The 25,603-nt window shown below is 64.0% G+C and carries 28 protein-coding genes; 15 read left to right on the forward strand and 13 right to left on the reverse strand.

From position 1 onward, the window contains the following. Positions 1-20 precede the first annotated feature (20 nt). On the forward strand, positions 21-353 hold the full coding sequence (locus IHE39_RS09155) for a DUF1294 domain-containing protein (RefSeq protein WP_192566261.1): 333 nt from the start codon (positions 21-23) through the stop codon (positions 351-353). Between the two features lie 6 nt (positions 354-359). On the opposite strand, the gene IHE39_RS09160 is transcribed toward IHE39_RS09155, so the two are convergent. The 4 genes from IHE39_RS09160 to IHE39_RS09175 form a co-directional block, all read right to left on the reverse strand. Continuing rightward, positions 360-851: a GNAT family N-acetyltransferase gene (locus IHE39_RS09160; protein WP_192566262.1), complete on the reverse strand. Its 492-nt coding sequence runs from the start codon at positions 849-851 to the stop codon at positions 360-362. A gap of 78 nt (positions 852-929) precedes the next feature. Next, positions 930-1,433, reverse strand: coding sequence for an invasion associated locus B family protein (locus IHE39_RS09165; RefSeq protein WP_115730135.1), 504 nt, complete (start codon positions 1,431-1,433; stop codon positions 930-932). A 240-nt stretch (positions 1,434-1,673) separates the two neighbouring features. Further along, positions 1,674-2,039 (reverse strand): YkvA family protein, encoded by a 366-nt coding sequence (locus tag IHE39_RS09170; RefSeq protein WP_192566263.1) that lies wholly within the window; start codon positions 2,037-2,039, stop codon positions 1,674-1,676. A gap of 122 nt (positions 2,040-2,161) precedes the next feature. After that, positions 2,162-2,458, reverse strand: coding sequence for a 4a-hydroxytetrahydrobiopterin dehydratase (locus tag IHE39_RS09175; RefSeq protein ID WP_184768271.1), 297 nt, complete (start codon positions 2,456-2,458; stop codon positions 2,162-2,164). A gap of 49 nt (positions 2,459-2,507) precedes the next feature. On the opposite strand from IHE39_RS09175, the gene IHE39_RS09180 reads away from it, so the two are divergent. Further along, entirely contained in the window at positions 2,508-3,026 is a 519-nt protein-coding gene (locus tag IHE39_RS09180; protein ID WP_192566264.1) for a low molecular weight protein-tyrosine-phosphatase, read from the forward strand. Here IHE39_RS09180 and thpR read toward each other — a convergent pair. After that, positions 2,930-3,526, reverse strand: coding sequence for an RNA 2',3'-cyclic phosphodiesterase (gene thpR, locus IHE39_RS09185; protein WP_192566265.1), 597 nt, complete (start codon positions 3,524-3,526; stop codon positions 2,930-2,932). The two genes, IHE39_RS09180 and thpR, sit on opposite strands and share 97 nt — an antisense overlap. Before the next feature lie 139 nt (positions 3,527-3,665). After that, positions 3,666-4,298 (reverse strand): arylesterase, encoded by a 633-nt coding sequence (locus IHE39_RS09190; protein ID WP_184768268.1) that lies wholly within the window; start codon positions 4,296-4,298, stop codon positions 3,666-3,668. A gap of 64 nt (positions 4,299-4,362) precedes the next feature. Here IHE39_RS09190 and IHE39_RS09195 point away from each other — a divergent pair, with 64 nt between their 5' ends. The 4 genes from IHE39_RS09195 (at position 4,363) to IHE39_RS09210 (ending at position 9,309) form a co-directional block, all read left to right on the forward strand. Beyond that, the gene (locus IHE39_RS09195) at positions 4,363-5,070 is read left to right on the forward strand and encodes an ATP-binding cassette domain-containing protein (protein WP_192566266.1); all 708 of its coding nucleotides are present in this window, start codon (positions 4,363-4,365) and stop codon (positions 5,068-5,070) included. 5 nt (positions 5,071-5,075) lie between these two features. After that, entirely contained in the window at positions 5,076-7,619 is a 2,544-nt protein-coding gene (locus IHE39_RS09200; RefSeq protein WP_192566267.1) for an ABC transporter permease, read from the forward strand. Between the two features lie 180 nt (positions 7,620-7,799). Next, a complete protein-coding gene (locus tag IHE39_RS09205) occupies positions 7,800-8,579 on the forward strand; it encodes a Bax inhibitor-1/YccA family protein (RefSeq protein ID WP_184768265.1) in 780 nt (259 codons plus the stop codon). Between the two features lie 154 nt (positions 8,580-8,733). After that, positions 8,734-9,309, forward strand: a complete 576-nt coding sequence (locus IHE39_RS09210) for a GNAT family N-acetyltransferase (RefSeq protein ID WP_192566268.1) — start codon at positions 8,734-8,736, stop codon at positions 9,307-9,309. A gap of 4 nt (positions 9,310-9,313) precedes the next feature. Here the strand turns inward: IHE39_RS09210 and IHE39_RS09215 are convergent, their stop codons facing one another. Next, positions 9,314-9,952, reverse strand: a complete 639-nt coding sequence (locus IHE39_RS09215; RefSeq protein ID WP_192566269.1) for a protein-L-isoaspartate(D-aspartate) O-methyltransferase — start codon at positions 9,950-9,952, stop codon at positions 9,314-9,316. A gap of 562 nt (positions 9,953-10,514) precedes the next feature. Between IHE39_RS09215 and amaB the strand changes: the two genes are divergently transcribed. Continuing rightward, positions 10,515-12,029 carry an L-piperidine-6-carboxylate dehydrogenase gene (gene amaB, locus IHE39_RS09220; RefSeq protein ID WP_192566270.1) on the forward strand — a complete coding sequence of 505 codons (1,515 nt, stop codon included), beginning with the start codon at positions 10,515-10,517 and terminating at the stop codon, positions 12,027-12,029. A gap of 93 nt (positions 12,030-12,122) precedes the next feature. On the opposite strand, the gene IHE39_RS09225 is transcribed toward amaB, so the two are convergent. After that, complete coding sequence (locus IHE39_RS09225; protein WP_192566271.1) at positions 12,123-13,067, reverse strand: acyl-ACP thioesterase; 945 nt, start codon at positions 13,065-13,067, stop codon at positions 12,123-12,125. A gap of 256 nt (positions 13,068-13,323) precedes the next feature. Between IHE39_RS09225 and IHE39_RS09230 the strand changes: the two genes are divergently transcribed. The 6 genes from IHE39_RS09230 (at position 13,324) to IHE39_RS09255 (ending at position 18,418) form a co-directional block, all read left to right on the forward strand. Continuing rightward, on the forward strand, positions 13,324-13,644 hold the full coding sequence (locus IHE39_RS09230; RefSeq protein ID WP_192566272.1) for a hypothetical protein: 321 nt from the start codon (positions 13,324-13,326) through the stop codon (positions 13,642-13,644). A gap of 144 nt (positions 13,645-13,788) precedes the next feature. Next, entirely contained in the window at positions 13,789-14,319 is a 531-nt protein-coding gene (locus IHE39_RS09235; protein ID WP_184768259.1) for a copper chaperone PCu(A)C, read from the forward strand. A 4-nt stretch (positions 14,320-14,323) separates the two neighbouring features. Continuing rightward, entirely contained in the window at positions 14,324-15,955 is a 1,632-nt protein-coding gene (locus IHE39_RS09240) for a copper resistance CopC/CopD family protein (protein WP_192566273.1), read from the forward strand. 76 nt (positions 15,956-16,031) lie between these two features. After that, positions 16,032-16,937, forward strand: a complete 906-nt coding sequence (locus IHE39_RS09245; protein WP_192566274.1) for an NAD-dependent epimerase/dehydratase family protein — start codon at positions 16,032-16,034, stop codon at positions 16,935-16,937. 26 nt (positions 16,938-16,963) lie between these two features. Beyond that, positions 16,964-17,407 carry a nuclear transport factor 2 family protein gene (locus IHE39_RS09250; RefSeq protein ID WP_184768256.1) on the forward strand — a complete coding sequence of 148 codons (444 nt, stop codon included), beginning with the start codon at positions 16,964-16,966 and terminating at the stop codon, positions 17,405-17,407. A 147-nt stretch (positions 17,408-17,554) separates the two neighbouring features. Next, positions 17,555-18,418: an SDR family NAD(P)-dependent oxidoreductase gene (locus IHE39_RS09255; RefSeq protein WP_192566275.1), complete on the forward strand. Its 864-nt coding sequence runs from the start codon at positions 17,555-17,557 to the stop codon at positions 18,416-18,418. Between the two features lie 12 nt (positions 18,419-18,430). Here the strand turns inward: IHE39_RS09255 and IHE39_RS09260 are convergent, their stop codons facing one another. Beyond that, positions 18,431-20,497, reverse strand: a complete 2,067-nt coding sequence (locus tag IHE39_RS09260; protein ID WP_192566276.1) for a putative bifunctional diguanylate cyclase/phosphodiesterase — start codon at positions 20,495-20,497, stop codon at positions 18,431-18,433. A 234-nt stretch (positions 20,498-20,731) separates the two neighbouring features. On the opposite strand from IHE39_RS09260, the gene IHE39_RS09265 reads away from it, so the two are divergent. Further along, positions 20,732-21,283, forward strand: a complete 552-nt coding sequence (locus tag IHE39_RS09265) for a DUF308 domain-containing protein (protein ID WP_184768253.1) — start codon at positions 20,732-20,734, stop codon at positions 21,281-21,283. Between the two features lie 51 nt (positions 21,284-21,334). On the opposite strand, the gene IHE39_RS09270 is transcribed toward IHE39_RS09265, so the two are convergent. From IHE39_RS09270 to IHE39_RS09285, 4 genes are all read right to left on the reverse strand, one after another. Continuing rightward, the gene (locus IHE39_RS09270; protein WP_192566277.1) at positions 21,335-22,363 is read right to left on the reverse strand and encodes a histone deacetylase family protein; all 1,029 of its coding nucleotides are present in this window, start codon (positions 22,361-22,363) and stop codon (positions 21,335-21,337) included. Then, on the reverse strand, positions 22,360-22,878 hold the full coding sequence (locus IHE39_RS09275; protein ID WP_246485436.1) for a GNAT family N-acetyltransferase: 519 nt from the start codon (positions 22,876-22,878) through the stop codon (positions 22,360-22,362). Before IHE39_RS09275 ends, IHE39_RS09270 begins: the two co-directional genes overlap by 4 nt. Positions 22,879-23,031: 153 nt before the next feature. Then, positions 23,032-23,418, reverse strand: coding sequence for a DUF2794 domain-containing protein (locus IHE39_RS09280; protein WP_184768251.1), 387 nt, complete (start codon positions 23,416-23,418; stop codon positions 23,032-23,034). Positions 23,419-23,905: 487 nt separating this feature from the next. Beyond that, positions 23,906-24,679 (reverse strand): DUF1223 domain-containing protein, encoded by a 774-nt coding sequence (locus IHE39_RS09285; RefSeq protein ID WP_184768250.1) that lies wholly within the window; start codon positions 24,677-24,679, stop codon positions 23,906-23,908. A gap of 200 nt (positions 24,680-24,879) precedes the next feature. On the opposite strand from IHE39_RS09285, the gene IHE39_RS09290 reads away from it, so the two are divergent. Beyond that, the gene (locus IHE39_RS09290; protein ID WP_192566278.1) at positions 24,880-25,587 is read left to right on the forward strand and encodes a ceramidase domain-containing protein; all 708 of its coding nucleotides are present in this window, start codon (positions 24,880-24,882) and stop codon (positions 25,585-25,587) included. Positions 25,588-25,603 lie beyond the last annotated feature (16 nt).

The following is a 25,603-nucleotide window of genomic DNA, read 5'->3' on the forward strand; positions in this document are numbered from 1 at the left end:
TTGGCCGGGATGCTGGGTGGATGAGCAACATCCTCAACGTCGTCCTGGTGGTGCTCGCCGTCAATCTTGCGGCGTTCGCTGCCTTCTGGCGCGACAAGCACCTGGCTCGCGCCGGCTCCCGGCGCATTCCCGAAAAAACCCTGCTGTGGCTCGCCTTCGCCGGCGGCAGCCTGGGTGCGCTGTCGGCGCAGCACCTGTTCCGCCACAAGACCCGCAAGGAGCCGTTTCGCAGCAGGCTTTATGCGATCGTCGTGCTGCATGCCGTCGCCATCGCCGCGCTGGCGGTCTGGCTGATTGCGCCGCAATGGGCTTCGGGGCTGTTCGATGCGCTGAGCCGCCCGGCAGTATCCTAGGGAGCTTCAGCCCGTTGGATCCAGCGCCAGCCGGTAGCGTTGCTCCAGGCGGCGGCTGCGTTGGTGCGGCACTGGTTCGCCCAGGCGACGCCAGCCCAGGCGCTCATAGAGCCTGATGGCGCGATCGTTGTCTGCATAGACCGCAAGCTCGGCGGCCGCGAAACCGCGCTCGCGAAGCAGTGCCGCGATACCGCTCAGCAGTTCGGCTGCCGCGCCCTTGCCCCAATGGTCGGGTTCGACGCCGAAATAGTGGAGTTCTGCCACGCTGTCCGCGCCCGGCATCGGTGCAATGGCGCCAAAGGCAACAGTGGTCCCGTCAGCGGTTTCGGCTATGGCAAGCAAGGCGTGCGGCGAACACGTCAGCACCCGTGCGATGACCGGGCGGGCCTCGTCCAGCGAAGCGATGTCGAGATCATAGTCGCGGAAAGCCGTCGCCCGCGCCCAGATCATCGCCGCCCGGTCGACATGGGTTGTGGTGCCGTCGATGATCCTGTGCATCTTCAGACCCCGGCTCTGCGCGCAAAAAAGCCGGGCGATCGGAGCGCCCGGCTTTCGAAACCTGTCTCGCGCCTGCGCTTACTTGCAGGTGGTGATCGACGTCAGCGCCGCCGAGATGCCCTTGAGCGAGAAGACGTAATTGGTCGGGTTGCCGCGGCCTGACTTGGCCGAGACCTTCATGTCCGTGCCGCCCTTCATGGCGGCGATCAGCGCCGGCTCCTCGGCGGCATTCTCGACCCAGGCCGACTTGCCCTTGGTGAACATCGAGAAGCTCTTGTCGCCGATGGTGACGGAGACCTTTGAATTTTCCTGGAAATTGTAGCCGGCAATGAACTGCGGTTCGAAGGAAACCTTCTGGCCGGGGCGCTGGCTGACGAAGAAGAACATGTCGCCATGGTCAAGCGTCGGCGGCTGCTTGTCGGTCGGTACCGTCAGCACGTAGCAGACCTTGCCGTTTTGCGCCTGGTAGCTGTAGGTGCCCCAGGCGTTGTGCTGGCCGATCTTGGTCGCCGACTGGGCGAGCGCCGGCATTGCCGACACTGCAAGCACCAGACCCGAAATTGTAGCTATCAAACCGCGCATCGCTTTTCCTGTACCTCAAATGGAGCGGGGCAGGCCGACTGCGCGCCCGCCCGTTCGCTTCATTTTGATTTAATCTGGGTTACCAAAGGGTGAACGTCTTTCAGAAAGGACATTCACCGCGTGGAACCCCGCCGAACTGCCTGTGGTGGACAGGCCCTTGTCCCTGACGTGGTTGAAAACCACGAAAACGGCAAGAGTTTGACTTTTCGTTTCAAGATGAAACAAGCGGGGGCAGCGCGGTCACTGGTCCTGCGACAGCGCTTCCTTCGCGGCAAGGCGGTGGGCCGGGGTCATGTGCGCTCGAACTGCCGTGATCGCCGCGGTCAGCACGGCGATATCGTCGGTGAAGCCGAGGCCCAGGATGACGTCGGGGATGGTGTCGACCGGCAGGATGAAATAGCCGAGCGCGGCCAGAAGGATACCCTTGGCCCGCAGCGGCGTGTCCTTGTCCAGCGCGCAATAATAGGCCGCCACCACCTCTTCCATGAAAGGCACGTGGCGAGCAGCACGCTTGGCGGTGCGCCAGAATTTCTCGCGCACCTCGGCTTCGCCTGCCGGAGCATCGTTTGTGCCGCGAAAGCTGTCAAAGCCGGGGAACTTCACCATCCAGACAATCTCCTTTGCCCGAACTCTATCTTTTGACGCTTGCCGGTAGCCGTCTTCGGTCACCACGCCAATGCACAGCCAAAGATGTGGGAAGGTTCGTCCTCCGCTGCAAGATGCCGGGCTCAGGAACCGAAATAGCTGTTCATCCGCTTTGCCAGCTTGATATCCAGTTCGGTCAGACCGCCGGCATCATGGGTATTCAGCGTGACGTCGACTGTCTTGTAGACGTTTGACCAGTCGGGATGGTGGTCGAGTTGTTCCGCCGCCATGGCGACGCGGGTCATGAAGGCGAAGGCCTCGCTGAAATTCTTGAACACGAAGCTGCGCGACATCGACAGCCCGTCGGCGGCAAGTGTCCAGCCACCGAGCGCATCGAGCGCTACCTTCAGCTCCTGTTGTCCAAGTTTCTCTCTGGCCATTTCATGCTCCCGTGATATGCGAAGTGTTCACCAGCATAGCGCGGGATCGATGAGCGAGAAGCCGGTAAAATCAATTCTGTTCGTTTGCCTCGGCAATATTTGCCGTTCGCCGCTGGCCGAGGGCGTGTTTCGAGCCGTGCTTGCCGAACGCGGGCTCGATGGCGAGTACACCATCGACTCGGCGGGTACCGGCGGCTGGCATGCCGGATCGGCGCCGGATCCGCGTTCGATCGCGGTCGCGGCCGAACATGGCATCGACATTACGGCGCAGCAGGCACGCAAGGTGGTGGCGCGCGATTTCGAGCGTTTCGACCTGATACTCGGCATGGACCGTTCCAATGTCGATGATCTCAGGTCGCTGGCTCCGGCTGGCTCAGCCGAACGTGTCGAGCTTTTTCTCGGCCAGGCCGTGGGCGGGCCACGCGACGTGCCCGATCCCTATTATGGCGGGGAAGACGGGTTTTCGGCGGTCTACCGCATGATCCGCGATGCTTCCGAAGCACTTGCCGACCGGCTTGCGGCGCGGGCGTCGACGCCGTTCAGCGGCCAGGCTTCCTCGACGATGTAGGGTCCGCCGCCGACCGAGTCGCGCGACGACATCAGCACGAAGCGGCCGACGCGGAAGGGCACGGTGGCGAAATTGCCGCGTGCCGAAAGATAGTGCGCGACATCGAGTGGGCTGGTGTTGCGCAGCCGCGCCAGCGTGACATGCGGCGTGAACTTGCGCGGGTCGGATGGCAGCCCGAGGCGTTTGCTGATGCGTTCGATCTCGGCCTGCAGTGCGTTCATCTCCGGCGAGGGAATGACCCCGGCCCAGATGGAATGCGGCTTCTTCTGCCCGAAGGCGCCGACACCCGAAAGCGTGAGCTGGAAGCTGGGGCGGTCGACACGGTCGAGTGCTTCGACGATCTCGTCGGCGACATGGCCTTCGATGTCGCCGAAGAAACGCAAGGTGAGGTGGTAGTTTTCGACGTCGATCCAGCGGGCGCCTGACAGGCCGCCCCTGAGCAGCGACAGCGATAAGGCGGCATCACGCGGAATTTCGAGGGCGGTGAAAAGACGCGGCATGGCCAGGCTCCCTTCCTCGAATCGCAATTCGTAAGCTCAGCGAATCATCGATCGCCGTGCTCGGCAAGTGCTTTGTTCAGCTCTTGCTGTTTCGACAACGCAACGAAACCTTATGTGTTGCACAGCTGCATTGCGGCGTTCATTTGCCGGCAATGACCTTCTCGACCGTCGGCAGTGCCTTTTCGACCATGCGGTCGATACCCTGAGCGGTCGGGTGCATGCCGTCTTCCAGCAACAGCTTCGGATCGCCGGCGACACCGTCGAGGAAGAACGGGTAGAGCGTGGCGCCGTACTTCTCGGCCAGCTTCGGATAGATCGTGCCGAACTGTTCGGCGTAGGCGTGGCCGAGATTGGGTGCGGCCACCATACCCGCCAGCAGCACCTCGATCTTGCGCTCCTTGAGCCGGGCAAGCATCTTGTCGAGGTTCTGCTCGACAAGTGCCGGGTCGATGCCGCGCAGCATATCGTTGGCGCCGAGCTCCAGGATCACCAGCTGTGTCCCGTCGGGGATCGACCAGTCGAGGCGCGACAGGCCGCCGCTCGTGGTGTCTCCCGAAACGCCGGCATTGGTAATCACGACATCGTGACCATTGTTGCGTAGCGCCTTTTCAAGCTTTTCGGGAAAGCTTTCGCCAGGATTGAGGCCATATCCGGCCATCAGGCTGTCGCCAAAGCCGACGATCTTGAGTGGTTCGGCCCTGACAGGGGCAATGGTCGTGAAAAAGGCAAGAGAGGCGGCAAAGATTGCGAAGATCAGATGTTTCAATGCCATGTCTCAAAACCCATATGACGGAGAAATTCGCGCCTCTTTCATTTTCATATAGGACAGATTTGCCGTGACAGAAGCAGTCATCGAACTGAGAGACGTGTCGTTGACGCTGGGGACGGGGGCTTCGTCAGTGCATGTGCTGAAGGGCGTGAGCCTCGATGTCGCAGCCGGCGAGGCGACGGGTATCGTTGGTCCCTCGGGGTCGGGCAAGTCGACGCTGCTGATGGTTCTGGCTGGGCTGGAACGGGTCGATGGCGGTACGGTGAAGATCGCCGGCGAGCTGCTCAACGGCCGCAGCGAGGACCAGATCGCCGCGTTTCGTGGCCGCAACATCGGCATCGTATTCCAGTCGTTCCACCTGATCCCTAACATGACGGCGCTGGAAAACGTCGCCGTGCCGCTCGAACTGGCCGGTAAGCGCGATGCCTTTGACATTGCCGCGCGGGAGCTTGCGGCCGTGGGCCTTGCCGATCGGGTGACGCATTATCCGGGTGAACTGTCGGGCGGCGAACAGCAGCGCGTGGCGATCGCACGCGCTTTGGCGCCCGAGCCGCGTATCCTTATCGCCGATGAGCCGACAGGAAATCTCGATCAGGCGACGGGGCGGCAGATCGCCGACCTGCTGTTCGCAAAGGCTGCCGAACGCGCCATGACATTGGTGCTGGTCACCCACGATCCCGCGCTTGCCGCCCGTTGCGACCGCCAGGTGGCGATGCGTTCGGGGCGGATCGAGACGGCTACGGTCGCGCCGCTGGCCGAAAAAGTGCGGGCATAACGCCCATGCTGAAGGACCTGCCTCTGGCTTTCCGCTTTGCCTCGCGCGAAATGCGCGGCGGCTTGCGCGGCTTCCTGATCTTCCTTACCTGCATCGCGCTTGGCGTCGCGGCGATTGGCGGGGTCAACTCGGTAGCCCGCGCCATCACCGCCGGCGTGGCCAGCGAAGGCCAGGCGCTATTGGGCGGCGATATCCGCTTCCAGCTGATCCAGCGCGAAGCGACCGACAAGGAAAAGACCTTCCTCGAAAGCCTCGGCACCGTTTCGCACAATGCCGGAATGCGCTCGATGGCGCGGCTGGAGGACGGCTCCGACCAGTCGCTGGTCGAGGCCAAGGCGGTGGATGGCGCTTACCCGCTCTACGGCGCGCTGGTCACCGAGCCGGCGTTGCCGCGCGACGAACTGTTCGCCGAGCGTTCGGGCGTTTTTGGCGCGGCGGCACCGGACCATTTGTTCGAACGCCTCGGCCTGAAGCTCGGCGACCGCATCAAGCTCGGCAGCACGACCTTCGAGCTCAGGACAAAGCTCGTCAATGAACCCGACGCGGTCTCCGACGGCTTCGGCTTCGCGCCACGCCTGCTGGTGTCGATGGAAGGCCTCAGCGCCTCCGGTCTGATCCAGCCGGGCAGCCTTGTCGAGCATGCCTACAAGGTCCGCATGCCGGTCGGCGCGAGCGAGGCCGAGGTGACCGCCGTGCGCGAGCGGGCGAATGGAGAATTCCCCGAGGCCGGCTGGAGCGTGCGCACCCGCAGCAATGCAGCACCGGCACTGTCGGCCAACATCGAGCGTTTCACCCAGTTCCTGACATTGGTCGGGCTGACGTCGCTGGTAGTCGGCGGCGTCGGCGTGGCCAATGCCGTGCGTGCCTATCTCGACGGCAAACGTGGCGTCATCGCCACCTTCAAGAGCCTCGGTGCGTCGGGTGGTTTCGTGCTGTCGGTATACCTGATCCAGATCCTGCTGATAGCGGCAGTCGGCATCGCCGTCGGCCTTGTGCTCGGCGCGCTGATGCCGTTTGCCGCAAGTGCGGCGCTCCAGTCGGTCATCCCGGTGCCGGCGGAGGCCGGCGTCTATCCGACGGCGCTAGCCATGGCGGCGCTGTTCGGCATTCTGGTGACGCTCGCCTTTGCCATCCTGCCACTCGGCCGCGCCCGTGACGTGCCGGCGACCGCGCTGTTCCGCGAGATGGGTTTCGAAGGCCGTGGCCTGCCGCGGCTGGTCTACATCGCGACGGCCCTGGGCATCGCTGCGGTGCTGGCGCTGCTTGCCATCTGGTTCGCCGGCGACCGCCGCATCGCCACCATCTTCGTGGGCGCGACGATCTTTTCGTTCCTGGTGCTGCGTGCCGTGGCAAGTGCTGTGCAGTGGCTGGCGCGCCGGAGCCCGCGCGTGCGTTCAACGGCACTTCGGCTGGCCATAGGCAACATCCACCGGCCCGGTGCGCTGACGCCGTCGGTGGTGCTGTCGCTCGGCCTTGGACTGACACTGCTGGTGACGCTGGCGCTGATCGACGGCAATCTGCGCCGCCAGATCGCCGGTAGTCTGCCGGAACGGGCGCCGAACTTCTTCTTCGTCGACATCCAGCCCGATCAGGTCGATGATTTCGCAAGGCTGGTCGAGGCCGAGGCGCCAGGCGGCAAGCTGGTCCGCGTGCCGATGCTGCGCGGCCGCGTCATGGCACTGAATGGCACCGACGTGCAGAAACTCAACGTGCCGCCGGAGGGCGCGTGGGTGCTACGCGGCGATCGCGGCCTGACCTATGCCAAAAATCTTCCCGAAAATTCGACGCTGTCGCAAGGCACGTGGTGGCCGGCGGACTATGCCGGCGAGCCGCTGGTTTCCTTCTCGGCGCAGGAGGCGGGTGAGCTCGGGCTCAAGCTCGGCGACATGGTGACGGTCAACGTTCTCGGCCGCAACGTGACGGCGAAGATCGCAAATTTCCGCGAAGTGCAGTGGGAATCGATGGGCATCAACTTCGTCATGGTGTTTTCGCCCAACACATTCGCCGGTGCGCCGCATAGCTGGCTGGCGACGCTGACCGAAGACAAGGCGTCCCCCGTGCAGGAATCGGCGATCCTCAATTCGGTGACGCGCAACTATCCGGCCATCACCACGGTGCGTGTGAAGGACGCGCTCGACGTCGTCAACCGGCTCGTCGCCCAGCTCGGCACGGCGATCCGCGCCGCCGCCGGCGTGGCTTTGATCGCCTCGGTGTTGGTGCTGGCCGGCGCGCTTGCCGCCGGCAACCGTGCCAGGGTCCATGACGCGGTCATCCTGAAGACACTGGGGGCGACACGGCGGACGCTGATATCGGCGTTTTCGCTCGAATACATGCTGATCGGCCTCGCCACTGCGGTGTTCGCGCTCGCCGCCGGCGGCGTCGCCGCCTGGTTTGTCGTTGCCCGAATCATGACGCTGCCGTCGTCCTTCCTGCCCGAGGTCGCGGTGGCGACGATCGTCTTCGCCCTGGTGCTGACCGTCGGCTTCGGCCTCGTCGGCACCTGGCGCGTGCTTGGCCACAAGGCAGCACCAGTGCTGCGCAGCGAGTAATGGGCTGGACTTCAACGACATTTGTATGAGAATGTGCGCTCACAGCCGGTTTCAACGCGTAACGGGCCTTGTTTAGGCCTGAAAGAAACATCATATTTCGGCGGAGGCATGCTGGAGTCCCGCCAGCGGCGCCTGGGTCTCGGCCTGACACCCGACGGGGCAGAAGCAACAGAGGAAACCATGTCCGACTTTAGAAACTACCAGACGCGCATGGCGACGGCAGGCAGCCGCACCGACGCGTCGATCGACGAAGGCCTGCGCGCCTACATGCTCAAGGTTTACAACCTTATGGCGCTTGGCCTGGTCATCACCGGTCTCGCAGCGCTCGGCACCATGATGCTGGCGACCACCAACGATCCGGCCACCGCTGTCGCCACGATGGGCAACGGCAAGATGCTGACCAGCCTCGGTGTCGCGCTCTATGGTTCGCCGCTGAAGTGGGTCGTCATGTTGGCACCGCTCGGCATGGTGTTCTTCCTGAGCGCCCGCATCCAGTCGATGAGCGTCTCGGGCGCGCAGACCGCGTTCTGGGTTTTCGCCGGCCTGATGGGCCTGTCGCTGTCGTCGATCTTCCTGGTCTACACCAGCGCCAGCATCGTCCAGACCTTCTTCATCACGGCAACCGCCTTCGGCGCGCTGTCGCTGGTCGGTTACACGACCAAGCGCGACCTGACTGCCATGGGCACGTTCCTGACCATGGGCGTGATCGGCCTGCTGATCGCGATGGTGGTCAACATCTTCCTGCAGTCACCTGCCCTGCAGTTCGCCATCTCGGCGATCGGCGTGCTGGTGTTCGCGGGCTTGACCGCCTACGATACGCAGAAGATCAAGGAGATGTATTTCGACGGCGACGACGTGCTCGTCTCCGGCCGCAAGGCGATCATGGGCGCGCTCACGCTCTATCTCGACTTCATCAACCTGTTCTCGTTCATGCTGTCGTTCCTGGGCAACCGCGAATAAGCGGATTCAAGTGTAGAGCATCCTTTGCGTGTCCAGGTGACACGCGGCGCTCTAAGCCTGGACCATCAGACTTTCGAAGGGCGGCCAATGGCCGCCCTTTTCATTTGTGCCGGGCTTTGCTCTAATGGAGGCAGAAAAATGGACTGCCTAAAAAATGAGCATGACAATACGGCACGCGCTGCCAACCGACCTTGACCGGATCACCGAGATCTATGCCGACGCGGTGCATAACGGCACCGCGAGCTACGAGCTGGAGCCGCCGACGCGCACCGAGATGGGCACCCGCTTCGAAGCGCTGATGGAGGGCGGTTACCCATATCTCGTCGCCGAGCGTGACGGCGTTATCTTGGGCTATGCCTATGCCGGCCCGTTCCGGGCGCGTCCTGCCTATCGCTTCATCGTCGAGGATTCGATCTATGTCGCGCCGGAAGCCAAGGGCGCGGGCATCGGCAAGGCACTCATGCAGGCATTGATCGACGAATCGACGGCGCTCGGCTTCCGCCAGATCATCGCCGTGATCGGCGACGGCCATGCGGAAAGTCCCTCGGTGCGGCTGCATGAAAAGCTCGGCTTTCACCACACCGGACGGATGGAAGGCTCGGGCTACAAGCATGGCCGCTGGCTCGACACCGTGTTCATGCAGTTGGCGCTGAATGGCGGTGCGACGCTGCCACCAGATCCGGGTTCGATGCCCGAGCGGCGTTTCGTGGCCAGAGGCGGCAAGGGTTGAGCAGTCAGAGTGTTCCGCCGACAAGTGGCACGAAACGCACCGCAACCAACGTCTTCTGCGCGTAGTCGTTGTTGGTTTTCCTCACGATCTTGACCAGTTGCTGATCGCCGAACGGACCGAGTGGCATGATCAGCCGGCCGCCGACCGTCAGTTGTTTTTTCCAGGCTGGCGGCACGGTGCGCGAACCCGCCGCCGACAGGATCGCGTCAAACGGTGCCTCGGCCTTGCAGCCTGCCGAGCCGTCGCCTGAGATGACTTCGATGTTGGCGTAGCCGAGCCCGTGCAGCCGCGTCCTGGCGGTCTGGGCCAGCAAAGCGATGCGTTCGATGGTGACGACGCGCCCGGCAAGCCTGGCCATGACGGCTGCCGCGTAACCTGAACCGGTGCCGATCTCCAGCACCTTGTGGCCGCCTTTCAGCTCTGCCGCCCAGCTCATCAGCGCCACGATGTAGGGCTGGGAGATCGTCTGGTCGTTGTCGATGGGAAGTGCTGTGTCGTCATAGGCACGGTCGCGCAGGGCCTCTGGTACGAATTTCTCGCGCGGCACGGCTTTCATGGCTTCCAGCACCGCCAGGTCGGTCATGCCGCGCCGGGCGATCTGGTAGTCCACCATGCTGAGGCGCGCTGCCTGGTAGTTGATCATGGCTCTGCCTGCCGTTGCGCATTAACCCGGGCAGGGGCGCAAGGTTCCCGGCTCGCGGCACCTGCCGTAGCGTCTGCCTGATGCTGCAGCGCGACGGCTCTTGTTGCATTGCACAAAACGCAAAGCTCCTATGCAATATCAACACTTTAAATCACGGCTCACCGGAGCTAGATATGGGTCATCGAATTTGTCGGGCCTACCTCCTCCCAGGTTTCCGACGAATAGGTCAGCGCCTACCTCCTCCCAGACGCTGGCCACAAATACGACACCCGCCGGACCTCCTCCCCCGGCGGGTGTTGTTTTTTCTGCCCTCCCCCACACATCGATATCTGCCCGGCCGCACGCACCGCGCGCCGATAGACCACGTCAGGCGAAACAGCCGGACAGGATGCCTGCCGCGATCGCCGTTGTGGCGCTCGGGTGGCCGATCGGGCTATAGCCATTGCCAAGCGTTTCCCGGCCAGGTCCGTGGAGAAACCAAACAATGCCCCGGCTCGGCGGCGCATGAACATCCATGCACCAACCGTCGAGGGCGGGTGAGGAACGAGGAAAGGAATTCAGCATGAACGTGACCAGCGAATCCGCTGCCCTTCTCGAACGGCTCGGCGTTGCCACAACTGCTTTCAGCGGCGGCGACCTTATCGTTCGCAGCCCGGTGACGGGCGATGAGATCGGTGCGCTGAAGTCGATCGCGCCTGCCGAGGCGGGTGCGGCGATCGAACGGGCCGATGTCGCCTTCAAGGCCTGGCGCAACGTGCCGGCACCCAAGCGCGGCGAGCTCGTGCGCCTGCTCGGCGAGGAACTGCGCGCCTCAAAGGCCGATCTCGGCCGTCTGGTGTCGATCGAGGTCGGCAAGATCCCGTCCGAAGGTCTCGGCGAAGTCCAGGAAATGATCGACATCTGCGATTTCGCCGTCGGCCTGTCGCGCCAGCTCTATGGCCTGACGATCGCCACCGAGCGTCCCGGCCATCGCATGATGGAGACCTGGCACCCGCTCGGCGTCGTTGGCGTCATCTCGGCCTTCAACTTCCCGGTCGCCGTATGGTCGTGGAATGCAGCACTTGCCTTTGTCTGCGGCAACTCGGTGGTCTGGAAGCCGTCGGAAAAGACGCCGCTGACCGCCCTTGCCTGCCAGGCGATCTTCGAGCGTGCAGCCAAACGCTTCGGCACTGACGCACCGGCAAACCTGTCGCAGCTGCTCATCGGCGACCGCGCCGTCGGCGAGGTGCTTGTCGATCATCCCAAAGTGCCGCTGGTCTCAGCCACCGGCTCGACCCGCATGGGCCGCGACGTCGGCCCGCGCCTGGCCAAGCGTTTCGCCCGTGCCATCCTCGAGCTCGGCGGCAACAATGCCGGCATCGTTTGCCCTTCGGCCAATCTCGACATGGCGTTGCGCGCCATTGCCTTCGGCGCCATGGGCACCGCCGGCCAGCGCTGCACCACCATGCGCCGGCTGTTCGTCCATGACAGCGTCTACGACCAGCTCGTGCCGCGCCTGAAGAAGGCCTATGACAGCGTCTCGGTCGGCAGCCCGCTGGAAAGCTCGGCGCTGGTTGGCCCGCTGATCGACAAGGCCGCCTTCGACGGCATGCAAAAGGCGCTGAAGCACGCAGCCGAAAGCGGCGGCACTATTACCGGCGGCGCCCGTGTCGACCAGGGCCATGACGGCGCTTATTACGTCAAGCCGGCGCTGGTCGAGATGCCCGGCCAGGTCGGTCCGGTGCTGGAAGAGACTTTTGCGCCGATCCTCTATGTCATGAAGTATTCCGACTTCGACCAGGTGCTTGAGCAACACAACGCCGTCGGTGCTGGCCTGTCGTCGTCGATCTTCACGCTTGACCTGCAGGAAGCCGAGCGCTTCTTGTCGGTCGAGGGTTCCGACTGCGGCATCGCCAACGTCAATATCGGCACCTCTGGCGCCGAGATCGGTGGCGCCTTCGGCGGCGAGAAGGAAACCGGCGGCGGTCGTGAATCAGGCTCAGACGCCTGGCGCGCCTACATGCGCCGCGCCACCAACACGGTGAACTACTCCAAGGCGCTGCCACTCGCCCAGGGCGTCAGCTTCGACATCGACTGAGCACGACGCCGACTGCGGCGAGGCATCGGCCACGCCGCAGCCGCCTGACTTCAAACGCCGTCCGCATAAGCGGGCGGCGTTTTTGTTCATGGTTCAGAGCGCGAGGTTGGGAACGATCCAGCCTGCCAACTCGGCCTGCGCTGCGGGCGCGATCGGGATGAGCTTGCGTGTCTCCAGGTCGAAGCAGATGGCCACCACCTCCATCGAACCGAAGGCGCGGCAGGAGACCGGGTCGAGCATCCAGTTGACGATGTTCATCGTGCGGCTGTCGGTGCGGGCGAGGCCGGAGCGCACCTCCCAACAATCGCCATTGGCTGGCATGTCGTCGAGCCGGATCAGGAATTCGAGTGCTGCAGCGCCGAAATGTGGTCCGCCTCGGTCGCTGTGATTGGCACAAAGCTCGCGCAGTGGCGTGATGATGTTGCGGACGCTGTCGGCCATGGCTGCGACGAAGACATGCGGCTGCATGCGTCCGAACGGGTCGCAGGACGGCTGCAGCACCGCGCCCTGACCGAGAACTGGCAGGCCGAATTCTTGCGCCCGCTGGCCCGATGCGGTCGTGAGGGATGCGAGCTCGCCAACGCTGCGTGGCAGCGCCAGCTTCGGCGTTTCCAGGAGGTCGGCCATAATGCGCATGGCGAAGGCTTCGGGCCATCGGCGTGAAGCGCGGTCCGCAATGGCGACATGGCCGAGCCCCAAGCGGAAGGTCGCGGCGCAGTCGCCCGAAGCGCTGTCGAACATCATGGCGACGATTTCGGCCGTGTCGCCGCCGATGGCGGTGAAGCCGGCCGAGATATGCATCGACGTGCCGGCCCTCGCCTCACGCAGGAAGCGGATATGCATGGTGCTGACGGAAAGCGTCGTCTCCGACGTTGGCGCGAACAGGCGCGGCAGGCCGGCAAGGCCGAACAGCATGGCGACGGCCTCCAAGCAGCGCGCCACATAAAAGCGCGTGTTCATGTGGCCCATCTCGTCGCATTCCCAGGTGGCGACGCCGCCGCGCCAGACATCGCGCAGACCCGACATGCCTGCCGTCATGCCCTTCTCCTCATGTTTTTCCGGTCAGGCCTAGCGGCTGCAGCGCGCCTGCTCATCGTCGCATCGGACGAGGCAAGGCGGGGACGTGGCTTTCGGCAGCATGGCGGTGCCAGATCAAAGAATTTGTCGCAGCGTGGTCTATTTTCGCTTTCGTGCCATCGATGCTATCAGTGGCCGCTCGAAGAAAAGGTCGCGACGCTTGGTCGGATTTCGCCGCAAGGGAATTGGGTTCGGGGTCGCGCTTGTCGCGGCGCTGATGCTCGTCCTTCAGACGGTGGCCGGTGCGCTGGCGCTTGGCCAGGGTACGCCGCCGCTCGACATCTTCGGCAATCCGCTCTGCATCACCAGCAGCAGCGGTCACACCGCACCCGCCAACAGCGACCACGCAGGTATGACCGAATGCTGCACGCTCGGCTGCAACATGTTTTCGACGGCGCTGGCGTCGCCGCCCGAAGGTGCTGCCCTTGCCGTCGACCTGCAAAGCCACGCGGCGGTTCAGCTGCCTGTATCAAGGCGTGATCTCTCCGCTCCGCCGAAGCACGACCCCGGCAATCCGCGCGCTCCGCCGCTGGCCTGACGGCCAAGGCTTCCGACGCAATTCCAGACGAAAAGCCGCGTCGCTTTTCCTGCAATTGCTCCGCCGGCAGCCGGATGACATCTCTCCATTCAGCTTACTTTGTGCCGCATGCGTCGGCGCTGCTTCAAGACACAGGAGTCTTCCATGACCCATTCCGTTCGCGCTTCTTCGCGCCCGCTTTTCCGCAGCTTCGAGGAGCGCCTCAGCGTTGCCGTCTTTGCGCTGCTGCTGCTGCTTGCTTCGACCCCTCAGCTGCTCGCCCATGGCTTCAAGGCAGGTGATCTCGAGATCGGCCATCCCTGGTCGCGGGCCACGCCGGCCGGCGCCAAGGTCGCTGCCGGCTACCTCAGCGTCAAGAACAACGGCAGCCAGCCGGACCGTCTGGTTTCGGTCCAGTCGGATGTTTCCGAGAAGGCCGAGATCCACGAGATGGCGGTCGACGCCAAGGGTGTGATGACCATGCGCCAGGTGACCGGCGGTGTCGAAATCCCGGCCGGCGGTGAAGTCGCGCTCAAGCCGGGCGCCTATCACATCATGTTCATCGGTCTGAAGGCGCAGGTGAAGGAGGGCGACAAATTCTCGGGTACGCTGACCTTCGAAAAGGCCGGCACCGTGACTGTCGAGTTCCAGGCCGACAAGATGGGCGGCCAGAGCCAGGACCATTCGGGCCACTGACATCATGGGCGCGCGTTCTTTTTCCCAGTCTAGCGACGGCGCGCGCCTGCTTGTCCGTCTGTGTGCGTTCGTGTTCGCCAGCATCGCCTTCTTCGGGGCGACGGCGACAGCGAACGCCCACGCCTCGCTGCTGCGTTCGACGCCGGTCGAGGGCAGCGTCGTCCAGGCCGCGCCGACAGAGGCGCGGCTGGGCTTCAGCGAGGTGGTGACGCCGCTTGTTGTCGACCTGCTCGCGCCTGACGGCAGCTCGACGCGCCTGGCGGCAAGGGCCGTCGGTGCAGAGCTGGCCATTGCCTGGCCCGCGTCGACGACCGAAGGCACCTACCTTGTTTCGTGGCGAGTCGTGTCTTCCGACGGCCACCCCGTCTCCGGCATTCTGACATTTTCCATCGGCAGCCCCAGTGCCACGCCACCTGCGGCGCCCGAGCTGAACGACGGCGCGCTGCGCTTCGCCATGTGGAGCGCCAGGCTTGTGCTCTATCTCGGCCTGTTCTTTGGCGTCGGCGGTACGTTCGCGCTTGCCTGGCTGGCTGGCGGCAAACACTATGGCATCGGCGCCATTGGCGGGCTGCTTGCGGCGGGTCTGGTCGCGGCTCCGGTCTCGTTTGGGCTGCAAGGGCTCGATGCGCTCGGCGCGCCGCTCAACATGTTCGGCAGCGCCATGGCTTGGCAGGCTGCATCAGCGACCAGCTACGGCTTCACCGCGGCAATCGCCTTCATGGCCTTGTCGCTCGCATTGCTGGCACTTGCAGCCGATGCCAACCTGTCGCGCTGGCTGTCGCTTGCCGGCATTGTCGGCGTCGGCGCGGCACTCGCCGCCAGCGGCCATGCCAGCGCCGCCGCGCCGCAATGGCTGACGCGGCCGATGGTCTTCGTGCATGGAGCAGGCATCGCTTTCTGGGCCGGGGCGCTTCTGCCGCTGGCGTTTGCCTGGCGCCAAGGCGGCGAAAGCGCCGAGGCGGCGTTGCGCCGGTTCTCGACGGCGATCCCTTGCATCGTTGCGGCGCTCATGGCCGCCGGGCTGGTACTGGCGATCGTCCAGGTCGAGACGCCGCTGGCGCTCTGGTACACCAGCTACGGCCAACTGCTCAGCCTGAAGCTCGGGTTGTCCGCACTGCTGTTGGCGCTGGCCGGCTTCAACCGCTGGCGGCTGACCAAGCCAGCGCTGGCCGAACAAGTAGATGCGCAACGCTGGCTGGTGCGCAACATCGTGGTCGAGACGCTGCTGATGGTGGCGATCCTAGGTCTCGTCGCCGGCTTCCGCTTCACGCCGCCGCCACGCGTGCTGGCCGTTGAAGCGGCGGAGCCCGCCGCGATCCACATTCACACGTCGGAAGCGATGGCCGATGTCGCCATAAGTCCTGGCCATGCCGGCACAGTCAGCGCCTCGATCATGGTGATGACGGGCGACTTCGGCCCGCTCGACGCGCGCGGGGTGACGCTGAGGTTGAGCCAGCCCGGTTTCGCCGAGATCAGCGCCGTCGCGCACAAGCCCGGCGATGGCACCTGGCGCATCGACAGCCTCGAGCTGCCAGAAGCAGGTACCTGGACCGTCGCCATCGACGTCGACATATCGGCGGGTCGAGCGGCAACGCTGAACGGCGAAGTTGCGATCCGTCCTGCCACCGGCTGGTAGTCGATACGGACGATGCCACACCGCTAACGCCGCCTATCGTCCGGGCACTATTTGCGAAATGCCCGGGAGTGCGCGCATGAAAATCCTCATCATTGGCGGAACGGGCATGATCGGCGGCCACACTGCCGGTTATCTCAAGGCGCAGGGCAACGAGGTGGTGCTGGCGGCACGCAAGCCGGCGCCCAAATCGACTGCGATGGCCACCTATCCGACCATCTATGGCGACTACACCAAGGGCGATTTTTCGGCCGCGGACCTCGCGCCCTTCGACGGCATACTGTTTGCCGCCGGCAACGACATCCGCCATTTGCCCAAGGGCGTCGACGAGAACGAGTTCTGGACCAAGATGCAGATCGAAGGCGTGCCGACCTTCGTCGAGCTGGCGCGCAAGGCCGGCGTGCGCCGCGTTGTTCATATCGGCAGCTACTACCACCAGGTCATGCCCGATCTCGTCGACACCAACGCCTATGTGCGCGGCCGCAGCCTGGCCGACGAGGGCGTGCGTGCGCTCGCGACCGACGACTTCAACGTCTCGACGCTCAACCCGCCGTCGATCGTAGGTTATGTCGAGGGCCTTCCGACCAAACGCTACGAGACGCTGATGGCCTATGCCCGCGGCGAGACGCAGCTGCCAATCTTCGCCCCGCCGGGCGGCACCAACTACATGTCTGTACAGTCGCTGGCCGAAGCGATCTGGGGCGCGTTCCAGCGCGCCGAGAGCGGCAAGGCATATCTTGTCGGCGACGAAAACCTGACCTTCCAGCAGTATTTCCAGTCGCTGTTTGATGCCGTCGGCAATCCGCAGCGGGTCGAGGAGCGCAATGAGGAGCATCCGCTGCTGCCCGACATGTTCATTGTGCCGGGCCGGGGCAACATCCTCGCCTACGAACCGGATGCAGAGGAGACCAAGCTGTTGGGCTATCGCCGCAACGACGTGCAGCGGGCGGTGCGCGAGGTCTTCGCCCAGGTTTCGGGCCAGTAGCGCAACGCTTCTCGGAGGAGGAAGCCATGGCGGACAATCAGGCGGACCTGCTGATGGAGGTAGCGTTGCGACGGGTGTCGGAGCGCTACGCCTATGCCGTCGACACCGGCGATGGCGACCTGCTCGCCCAACAGTTCACCGCTGATGGCGCCGTCATCGCGCCGCGCGGAACCTTCGAAGGCCTGGCGCAGCTTCGCGGCATTCCGGCGATGGTCGCCAGCCGCTATCTCAAGACCTTCCATGCCGTGCTCAACCAGGCGGTCAAGCCAGTCGAGGGTGGTGCCGAAGGCGAGACATATTGCATCGCCCGCCATTACTTCCGCGATCCGGCCGGCCGTTACCTCTGCTACGAGATGACCATCCGCTATCAGGATCGTTTTGTCCGCACCCCGGATGGTTGGCGCCTTGCGCGCCGCGAGCTGGTGGTCGTCGGCACCCACACATACGAGGCGCAGGACGCAGCGAGCTAGCGTGGCTTCAGGTGAGGCCGGGCTGCGCTTGCGGTGCGCACGGGCCGAATGGGCGCTCCGCTCCGGTTCTCGAATTCCATCAGTTTCGGCTCGGCCTGACCTGAATCCGGATCGAGCCAAGCATAGACACAGACTGCGGAGGACAAAATGCCCGACGAAATCTCCATCCTTGGCCTTGCCGGAAAGGTGGCGCTGGTCACCGGCGGCGGCGCAGGCATTGGCCGCGCCACCGCGGAACTCTATGCCCGTGCCGGCATGAAGGTCGTGGTCGCCGAGATCGATGCCGCCCGCGCGGCTTCGGTGCGCGATGCGTTGGGCGCCGATCACCTCGTCGTCGAGGCCGACGTGCGCAAGGCCGATGACGTCGCACGCCTGATCGAGGCGGTGCGCGAACGCTGTGGCCGACTCGACGTGGTGGTCAACAATGTCGGCGACTATCTCGGCTTCAAGACGCCGTTCGAGCAGTCGACCGAGGACGAATGGAGTGCGCTCTATCACATCAATCTGCTGCACATGTTCCACGTCAGCAAGGCGGCAATCCCGCTGATGCGCGCGGGCAGACAAGGCGGCAGCATCATCAACGTCTCGACCATCGAGGCCTTCCGCGGCATCCCGACGACGGTGGTCTATTCGGCTTTCAAGGCGGCGGTGACCGGCTTCACCCAGAGCCTCGCCGTCGAGCTTGGCCAGCACAGCATTCGGGTCAATGCCATCGCGCCCGAGACCACCAATTCGGCGCAGATCGTGGCGACGCCGCGCGTGCCGCCCGAAAATCTCGAACACCTCAAGCGCTGGTTTCCGATCGGCCGCTTCGGCGAAGGGTCGGATTCGGCCGGTGCGGCGCTGTTCCTGGCGTCCGACGTCCTGTCAGGCTGGGTGTCGGGTACCACGATCCACGTCGATGGCGGCGTGCTTGCCGCCGGTGCCTGGATGCGCATGACCAACGATGTCTGGACGCATCTGCCGGTGATCCTGTCCGATGGCTACACGCCCCGGCCGGAGGCGCGCTAAGGCATCTCGGCCTCAGGCTGCGCTCGAGCGGGTGAATTCCGAACGCATGTTGCCGGGAACTTCGTTGCGGCCGACGAGGGTTGCGATCTCCGACAGCGGCAGCGGCCGGCCAAACAGGAAGCCCTGCATCTCGGTGCAGCCTTCGGCGCGCAGGAATTCGAAATTCTCCCGCTTCTCCACGCCCTCGGCCAGTACGGGGATACGCAGGTCGTTGGCAAGCAGGATCGTCGCCCTGACGATAGCTGCGGCTGCGCTGTCATTGGCGACGTCCTCGACGAAGGAGCGGTCGATCTTGACCCGGTCGAAGGGGAAGATCTGCAGCGTCGACAGCGAGGAATAACCGACGCCGTAGTCGTCCATGGCGATGGTGACGCCGAGCGCCTTGAGCTGGCGCACCACGTGCAGGGCACGGTCGCGGTCCTCGATGATGCTGGCTTCGGTGATCTCGAGCTCAAGGCGCGAGGCGGAGAGGCCGGTTGAGAGCAGGGTCTCGTGCACGACCTTGGGCAGGTCGGCCTGGACGAGCTGGGCCGCGGCGATGTTGACGGCAACCTTGTAGGGCTTGCGCCAGCCGGCAACCTCGGCGCAGGCGGTCTTCAGCACCCATTCCCCGATCGGGATGATCAGCCCGTTCTCCTCGGCGATCGGGATGAATTCCTCCGGCGCCACCAGGCCGCGTTCGCGATGGTGCCAGCGCAACAGCGCCTCATAGGCGGTGACCTCGCCGGACTTCATGTCGAGCTGCGGCTGGTAATAGAGCTCGAACTCGTCGCGCTCCAGCGCGTGCCGCAGTTCCATCGCCAGCGCGCTGCGCTCACGCCGGCCTTCGTCCATCGAGCGGTCGTAGTAGCAGACCTTGTCGGTCACGGCGCGCTTGGCGCGGTACATGGCAAGGTCGGCGGCGCCGATCAGCTCGTCGGCATCGCTTGCATGATGCGGGAACAGGCTGATGCCGATGCTGGCGCCGACGGACAGGGTCTTGGATTTGTTCTGTATCGGGTCGAGCACGCCTGAAATCAGCCGGATCACGAAGCGGTCGACCTCTTCCTTGCTTGAGATACCCTGCTTGACCGCAATGAACTCGTCGCCGCCGACGCGCGCCACCAGTTCGCCGGGACCGGTCAGGATCTTGAGGCGGTTGGCTACCGTCTGCAGCAGCATGTCGCCGGCGTTGTGGCCGTGGACGTCGTTGATCTCCTTGAAGCGGTCGAGATCGACGACGATGACAGCGGCTTCCTTGCCGGCGGCCGCACTGCGTTTGAGCATGTCAGGCAGATTGTCGGACAGGAAGGCGCGGTTGGGCAGGCCGGTCAGCGGGTCGTGCTGGGCGGCGTGGCGGAAGCTGTCGACCAACTCGCGCTGCGACTTGGCATCCATCACATAAAGCGTCAGCCCGGCGATGATCGCCATTGTAGCGAGCACCAGCACGGCCAGGAATTCGCTCGAAAACACTTTGGTTGGCACCGGCACCGAAGGATCGGGCACGATGGTGGCAGCGCCCATGGCGGTGAAGTGCATGGCGCAGATGGCGAGCACCAGGGCAACGACCGACAGCGGCTTGGCGTAGCGGATACGCTGCCGCGCTGCCAGATGCATGGCGAGTGCGCCAAAGGCCACGGCAAACAGGATCGATGCTTCGACCAGGTTGGCATCCCATTCGATACGGCCGGCGATCTCGAAACCGCGCATGCCGGTGAAATGCATGGCAACCACGCCTGCGCCGATCACCGCGCCACCTGTCTCGACAGGTAGTCCGCGGGGCGGACTCGCCGAAAGATGTAGGCCGGCGGCGGTGAATGCGATGGCGATGACAAGCGAGGCGATGGTCAAAAGCGGATCGAATGCCGCCTCGAAAGGCAGCTCGAAGCCGAGCATGGCGACGAAATGGGTGGTCCAGATCGCGGCTCCACAGGCGATGCCGGAAAGCATGATCCAAGAGGAGCGGGCATTGGTTGAGAGACGAGAGGCGCGCTCGAAAAGCCGAATAGTCATGGCCGCGCCGGCAATACAGACAATCGCGGCGACCACGACGAACGAATAGTCATGCTCGTAAGCAAGACAGGAAATGACCTTGAACATTGCCACGCCCCCATGCCCGCCGAGACTGTCCGGTCAGGCCCTGGGCAAGTCTCATCCCGAAAGATGAAAGAAATTCCTAATTTAGGAACGCTTTTGTTCACGCGGTGCGCGTATCACGCGAAGGCCTGCGCGCCGGCCGCGAGGTGTCCGTGCCGATGGCCGGGTGACTGCAACGTAGTTGCGAACCGCGCGCATTTCTTCGACAAATGGTTGTCTCAGTCAAAGGAGCAGGGCATGGCCGAGGGCAAGACCAAGCGGTTCGACGCGACGCTGACCGCGTTGCGGGGAGTTCTGATTGCGGCGGCGGCGTTGGTCGCCTTCTTCTATCCGGCACAGGCGGTGCAGTTGCTGGTGCTTGTCGGCGGCGGGCTTCTGCTCGTCGACGGCGTGCTGGGCCTGGTGACGCTCGACCGCTCGCCGCCACGCACCACCGGCCAGACGCTCGGGCTGGTCCGCAACCTGCTGTCGATTGCCGCAGGCGTGATCGTCATAGCCAGCGGACTGCTGACCAGCATCTTCACCTTGTCGGCGCTGACATGGATCGTCGGCCTTTTGGCCCTGCTTGTCGGCCTGATCGAGATGGCATCGAGCTTCCTCGACAGCGAGCGGCAGACGCGGCTGTGGCCGACGCTTGTCGGCGGCGCGGTCTATGCCGCCTTCGGCCTGGCATTGATGTTCGTGCCGCTCAGCAGTGCGGCAACGCTGCTGCGCATCGCCATGATCCTGATGATCGCCTATGCGCTGGTGCTGTTCTACCGCGCCTGGAGCATTCGCGCGGCGCGCTGATCAGTAAAAGTTGCATGTGCGCATCGTGCTTTCTGAGAATCGTTCCGATTTTCAGGCCGATGCGCCGGCAAAGCCGGTGAGGAATGCCGTCAGGTTGTCACCAAGTGCATCGCAGAGATAGCCGCCTTCCTGCACGATGACGGTCGGCAGGCCGAGCCGGGCGATCGCTTCGGCGATGCGCGCAAAGCCCGGCGTGGTCACCGACAGGCCGCCGAACGGATCGCCTTCGAAGGCGTCGAGCCCGAGCGCCACGACAAGTGCGTCGGGCGCGAAGGCCAGGATGCGGCTGATAGCGTGGTCGAGCGCTTCCAGGAACTCGGCATCGCCTGACTTGCGTGGCAAGGGCAGGTTGTAGTTGTAGCCGATGCCCGCTGTCTCGCCGCGTTCGTCGGCATGACCCCAAAAGAATGGGTAGAAGCGGCTCGGGTCGGCATGCAGCGACACGGTCAACACGTCGGCCCTGTTGTAGAAGATGCCTTGCGTGCCGTTGCCGTGATGCAGGTCGACATCGAGGATGGCGACGCGCGAGGCGGTGGCCCGCAGCCGCTGCGCTGCGATGGCCGAGTTGTTGAAGAAACAGAAGCCGCCGGCAACGTCGGCAAAGGCATGGTGGCCGGGCGGACGGCACAGCGCATAGGCGGCAGGCTCGCCCGACAGCACCGCCTCGGTGGCGGCAACCGCACTCCAGGCGCTCCAGCAGGCACTGTCGAAGGTTTCGGCCGAGATCGGGCAGGCGGTGTCGGCCATGTGGTAGCCGGCCTGGCCGGCGGCACCCGCCGGGTACGAGCCGTTGCGGGCAAACGGATGGATGTTGGGGATCACTTCGGCGGATGCGCCTTCCATGCGCTGCCAGCGTTCGAAGATGTGGGTCAGGAACTCGATGTATTCAGGCGTGTGGACCGCGGCGATCGGGCCGAGGCCGTAACTGGCCGGGCGGTGGATCGTCGAGCCGGCCGCGCGGGCGCCAGCAAGCAGGCGCTCGACACGCTCGGGCCGCTCAGGATTGGACCTTTGCGCGCCCATCGACAGGAAAGCCTTGGGGTCGTGGCGCTTCTGCTCATCGGCATAGAAGGTCTTCATTTCGGCTCCCCGGTCGTTTCGCTCAGCGCCGCAAATGTTGGTCCGCTGGCAATGTAGGATCTCTGGTCATTCGTCCAGGCAAAGCCGAGCCTGGTGTAGAAGGGATGCGCACGCGTGTTGGCGTTGTCGACCGCCAGGCGCATATAGACGCCGCCGTTGTCGCGGCAGAGCCCGGCGACATGGCGCAACAGCCGTTCGCCGATGCCGAGGCTGCGGAACTGCTCGTCGACGAACAGGTCCTGCACAAAGACGCCGGGGCGGCCGTACCAGGTCGAAAAAACAGGGAAAAACAGGCACATGCCGGCGAAGGTGCTGTTCACCTCGGCGATGACAGCCTGAAAGGCCGGGTTCTCGCCGAAGCCGAAGCGCCTGATGTCGTCTTCGGTGCAGGCGACGCCATTGGCCTCACCGACATGTTCGGCAAGCCCGATGATCGCCTTCATCAGCAATGGCGAATCGCCTGAGGTCGCTGGCCGGATGGCGACGCCGGCTGGCTCGGTGCTTGTGGTGCCCATCAATGCCATTCCGCATTCAGTCACGGAATTGATAGCATCGGGGCAGCAGGTGGGGAGGGAGATTCAGCCTCTGGCGCAAGCATCGTGGCATCATGGCCCGATGCTGGCTCTGGCAGCGGCATTTGGCGCTTCGCGTCGGTCGATGTGGCCGGCTTAGGCTTCCACCACCTTCAGGCGTTTGTCGAAGACGCCGAGCACGCGCGCCAGTTCGTGGCCGCGCTTGAGGATCAGGCCGCCGGCAGCAATGACCGAGAAGGCGCCCTGCTTGCGGGCGAGCCTGGGATCCTTGACGATCTGGAACAGCGGTGTTTCGCTGGTGCGGCGAAAGACCGAGAAGACGGCGCGGTCGCTGAGATGGTCGATGGCGTAGTCGCGCCATTCGTTGGCGGCAACCATGCGTCCATAGAGCCTGAGAATCTGGTCGAGCTCCCGTCTCTCGAATGCCACCGGGAGTTCCTGGCGCTCCCGACGGGCTTCATGGAGCGGGATCAAAACTGCGGATGTCTCGCCATCCTCCGCCCCAGCACCGCGATCAGTCATCAATCGTTCCCTTGCAGAACATGACCTCGGCTCGTGCATGACCCCGAAATCGGAAACGATTTTCGGAAAGGATCATGCACAGACTCAAACTGTTACAGCGTCCTTTGCGCGTCCAGGTGGGACGCGCGGCGCGGTAAGAATCGCGCATTCGCACCCGAATTGCAACCCGGCACAGCGAAGCAGAGCTTGTATGAAGAGTGTAGGCCAGCTTGCCGTTGCGGTAACGTTTGCGAGACAGACTGTCGGAATTGGTGATGACTCGCCACATTCCTGCCGTTTTTTATCCGCGCTGACGCCCCATTGTCCGACGAATTTACCCTCGTTGCCTGAGACGGTTCGGTCCGGCACCGGCTCGTAAACCCCAAGCCCCCCGCCCACGGGCTAGAGTCGGATCGAACCAACCTCGGTTCCTTTTCAGGGACCAGGTGCGACGATCCCAAAATCTGAAGCCGACGTCTGGTCACAAGCCTGCGTCGGCTTTTTTGCTTTACATCGCTTTGGCCGGCTTGCGCACCACGGCAGCACCGAGGATCGGGCCGGGCACGCCGTCCTTGCCGACAGCCTGCAACAGCACGGCGCAGCCGCCTTTCTTTTCCACTTCGCTCTTGGGCAGCTCGAACCGCTGCGTCTGGCCGTGCCACATGCCGGCGGTGTGCAGGTCGGTCACGGCATTCCAATAGGTGACGCTGCGGCCCTTGTTTTCGCCCTTCTGCAGGTCAACCATCTGCGGTGGCTGGTAATGCACGATCACCACATGGGCGGGGCTGGCCGGGCCCTTGGCGGCACCGACCTCGATGGTGAAGGTATCGCCATTGTCGGTGACCTTGAGGTCGACATTCATGCCCTGGCCGGTCTTGGCAAGGTTGTCGAGCGCGCCGTTGACATCCTCGCTCTTGGCACCGTTGACATGGGTGCGGCCGTTGATGACGGCCTGGGGCGTGTAGACCGATCGCGCGCCGAAAGCGCGCATATAGGCATACTGCCGGTCGGTGTTGTCCTTGCTGCCGAGTTCGTCCTGCCAGCCGAGGTAATCCCAGTAGGTGACGTGATAGGCGAGCGCGACCATGTCGTCCTGGGCGGCGAATTTGGCAAACAGCTCGTCGGCCGGCGGGCAGGAATTGCAGCCCTGGCTAGTGAACAGTTCGATGACGCCGAGCGGGCGCACGGGTGCCTTGGCTGTCGAGTCGGCATGCGTTGCGCCGGTAAACCCGGCAAAGGCCAGCGCCACGGCTGCCAGCCGAAAATATCTGCGAAACTCCATGACCGATCCAGATCCTCAGCCGGCGGAACCGGCTTTTTTGTAATTGCTGAAATATGTGGCAGAAGCGCCATTCAACGGGAAGTCACGTTGCGGTGAAATTTTCAACAAGTGGAGTTTCCGCTGCGTCAGCCTGACGGGACAAATTACTATTATGAAAAATGCGACGTGGCGGTAGAATTGGGCTCTGGTGAGGCAAGGTGATGCTGGAGCAGTTCAGCCAACATCTCGATCTTTATTGCGAGCGCACTGACATCGGTCTGTGGGCCGAACCGTTCAATGCGGTAAGCAATCTCGCCTTCTTCGCTGCCGGCCTGTGGGGTGTCTACGAGGCGCGGCGGCGCAATGCCGGTACTTTCGCCGAGGTGCTGGGCTGGTGGGTGGTGGCGATCGGCATCGGCTCGACGCTATTCCACACCTTTGCCACCGAGGCGACCAAATGGGCCGATATCCTGCCCATCGCCGGTTTCACGCTCGCCTACACGTTGTTCAACCTGCGCCGTTTCGCCGGCATGGCGTGGCCGAGGGCGCTTTTGATCTTCTTCGGCTTCTACATCGTTGTCGGTTTCGTCACCTACATGGTGCCGGACTGGTTGCGCGTCGCCTCCAATGGCACCACCGGCTATCTGCCGCCGTTCCTGGCGCTTATCTTCTTCGGCTGCGTGGTCATCGCCAATGGCAGCCGCGCCGGCTGGTACAACATCGCTGCCGCGGTGATCTTCCTGGGTTCGGTCACCTTCAGGGTCATCGATCCGCTGGTCTGCGATGCCTTGCCGATCGGTTCGCATTTCATGTGGCATTTGCTCAACGGGCTGATGCTCGGCGTGCTTATGGCCGCAACCACGCGCTATGCCTGGCCGGGGCCGCAGTCTCGCGCGACCACAAGGGCGGCCGTCGGCGCCTTGCACTAAACCGCGCAGCAAGCCT

This window comes from Aminobacter carboxidus (assembly GCF_014863355.1).
Lineage (GTDB): Bacteria > Pseudomonadota > Alphaproteobacteria > Rhizobiales > Rhizobiaceae > Aminobacter > Aminobacter carboxidus.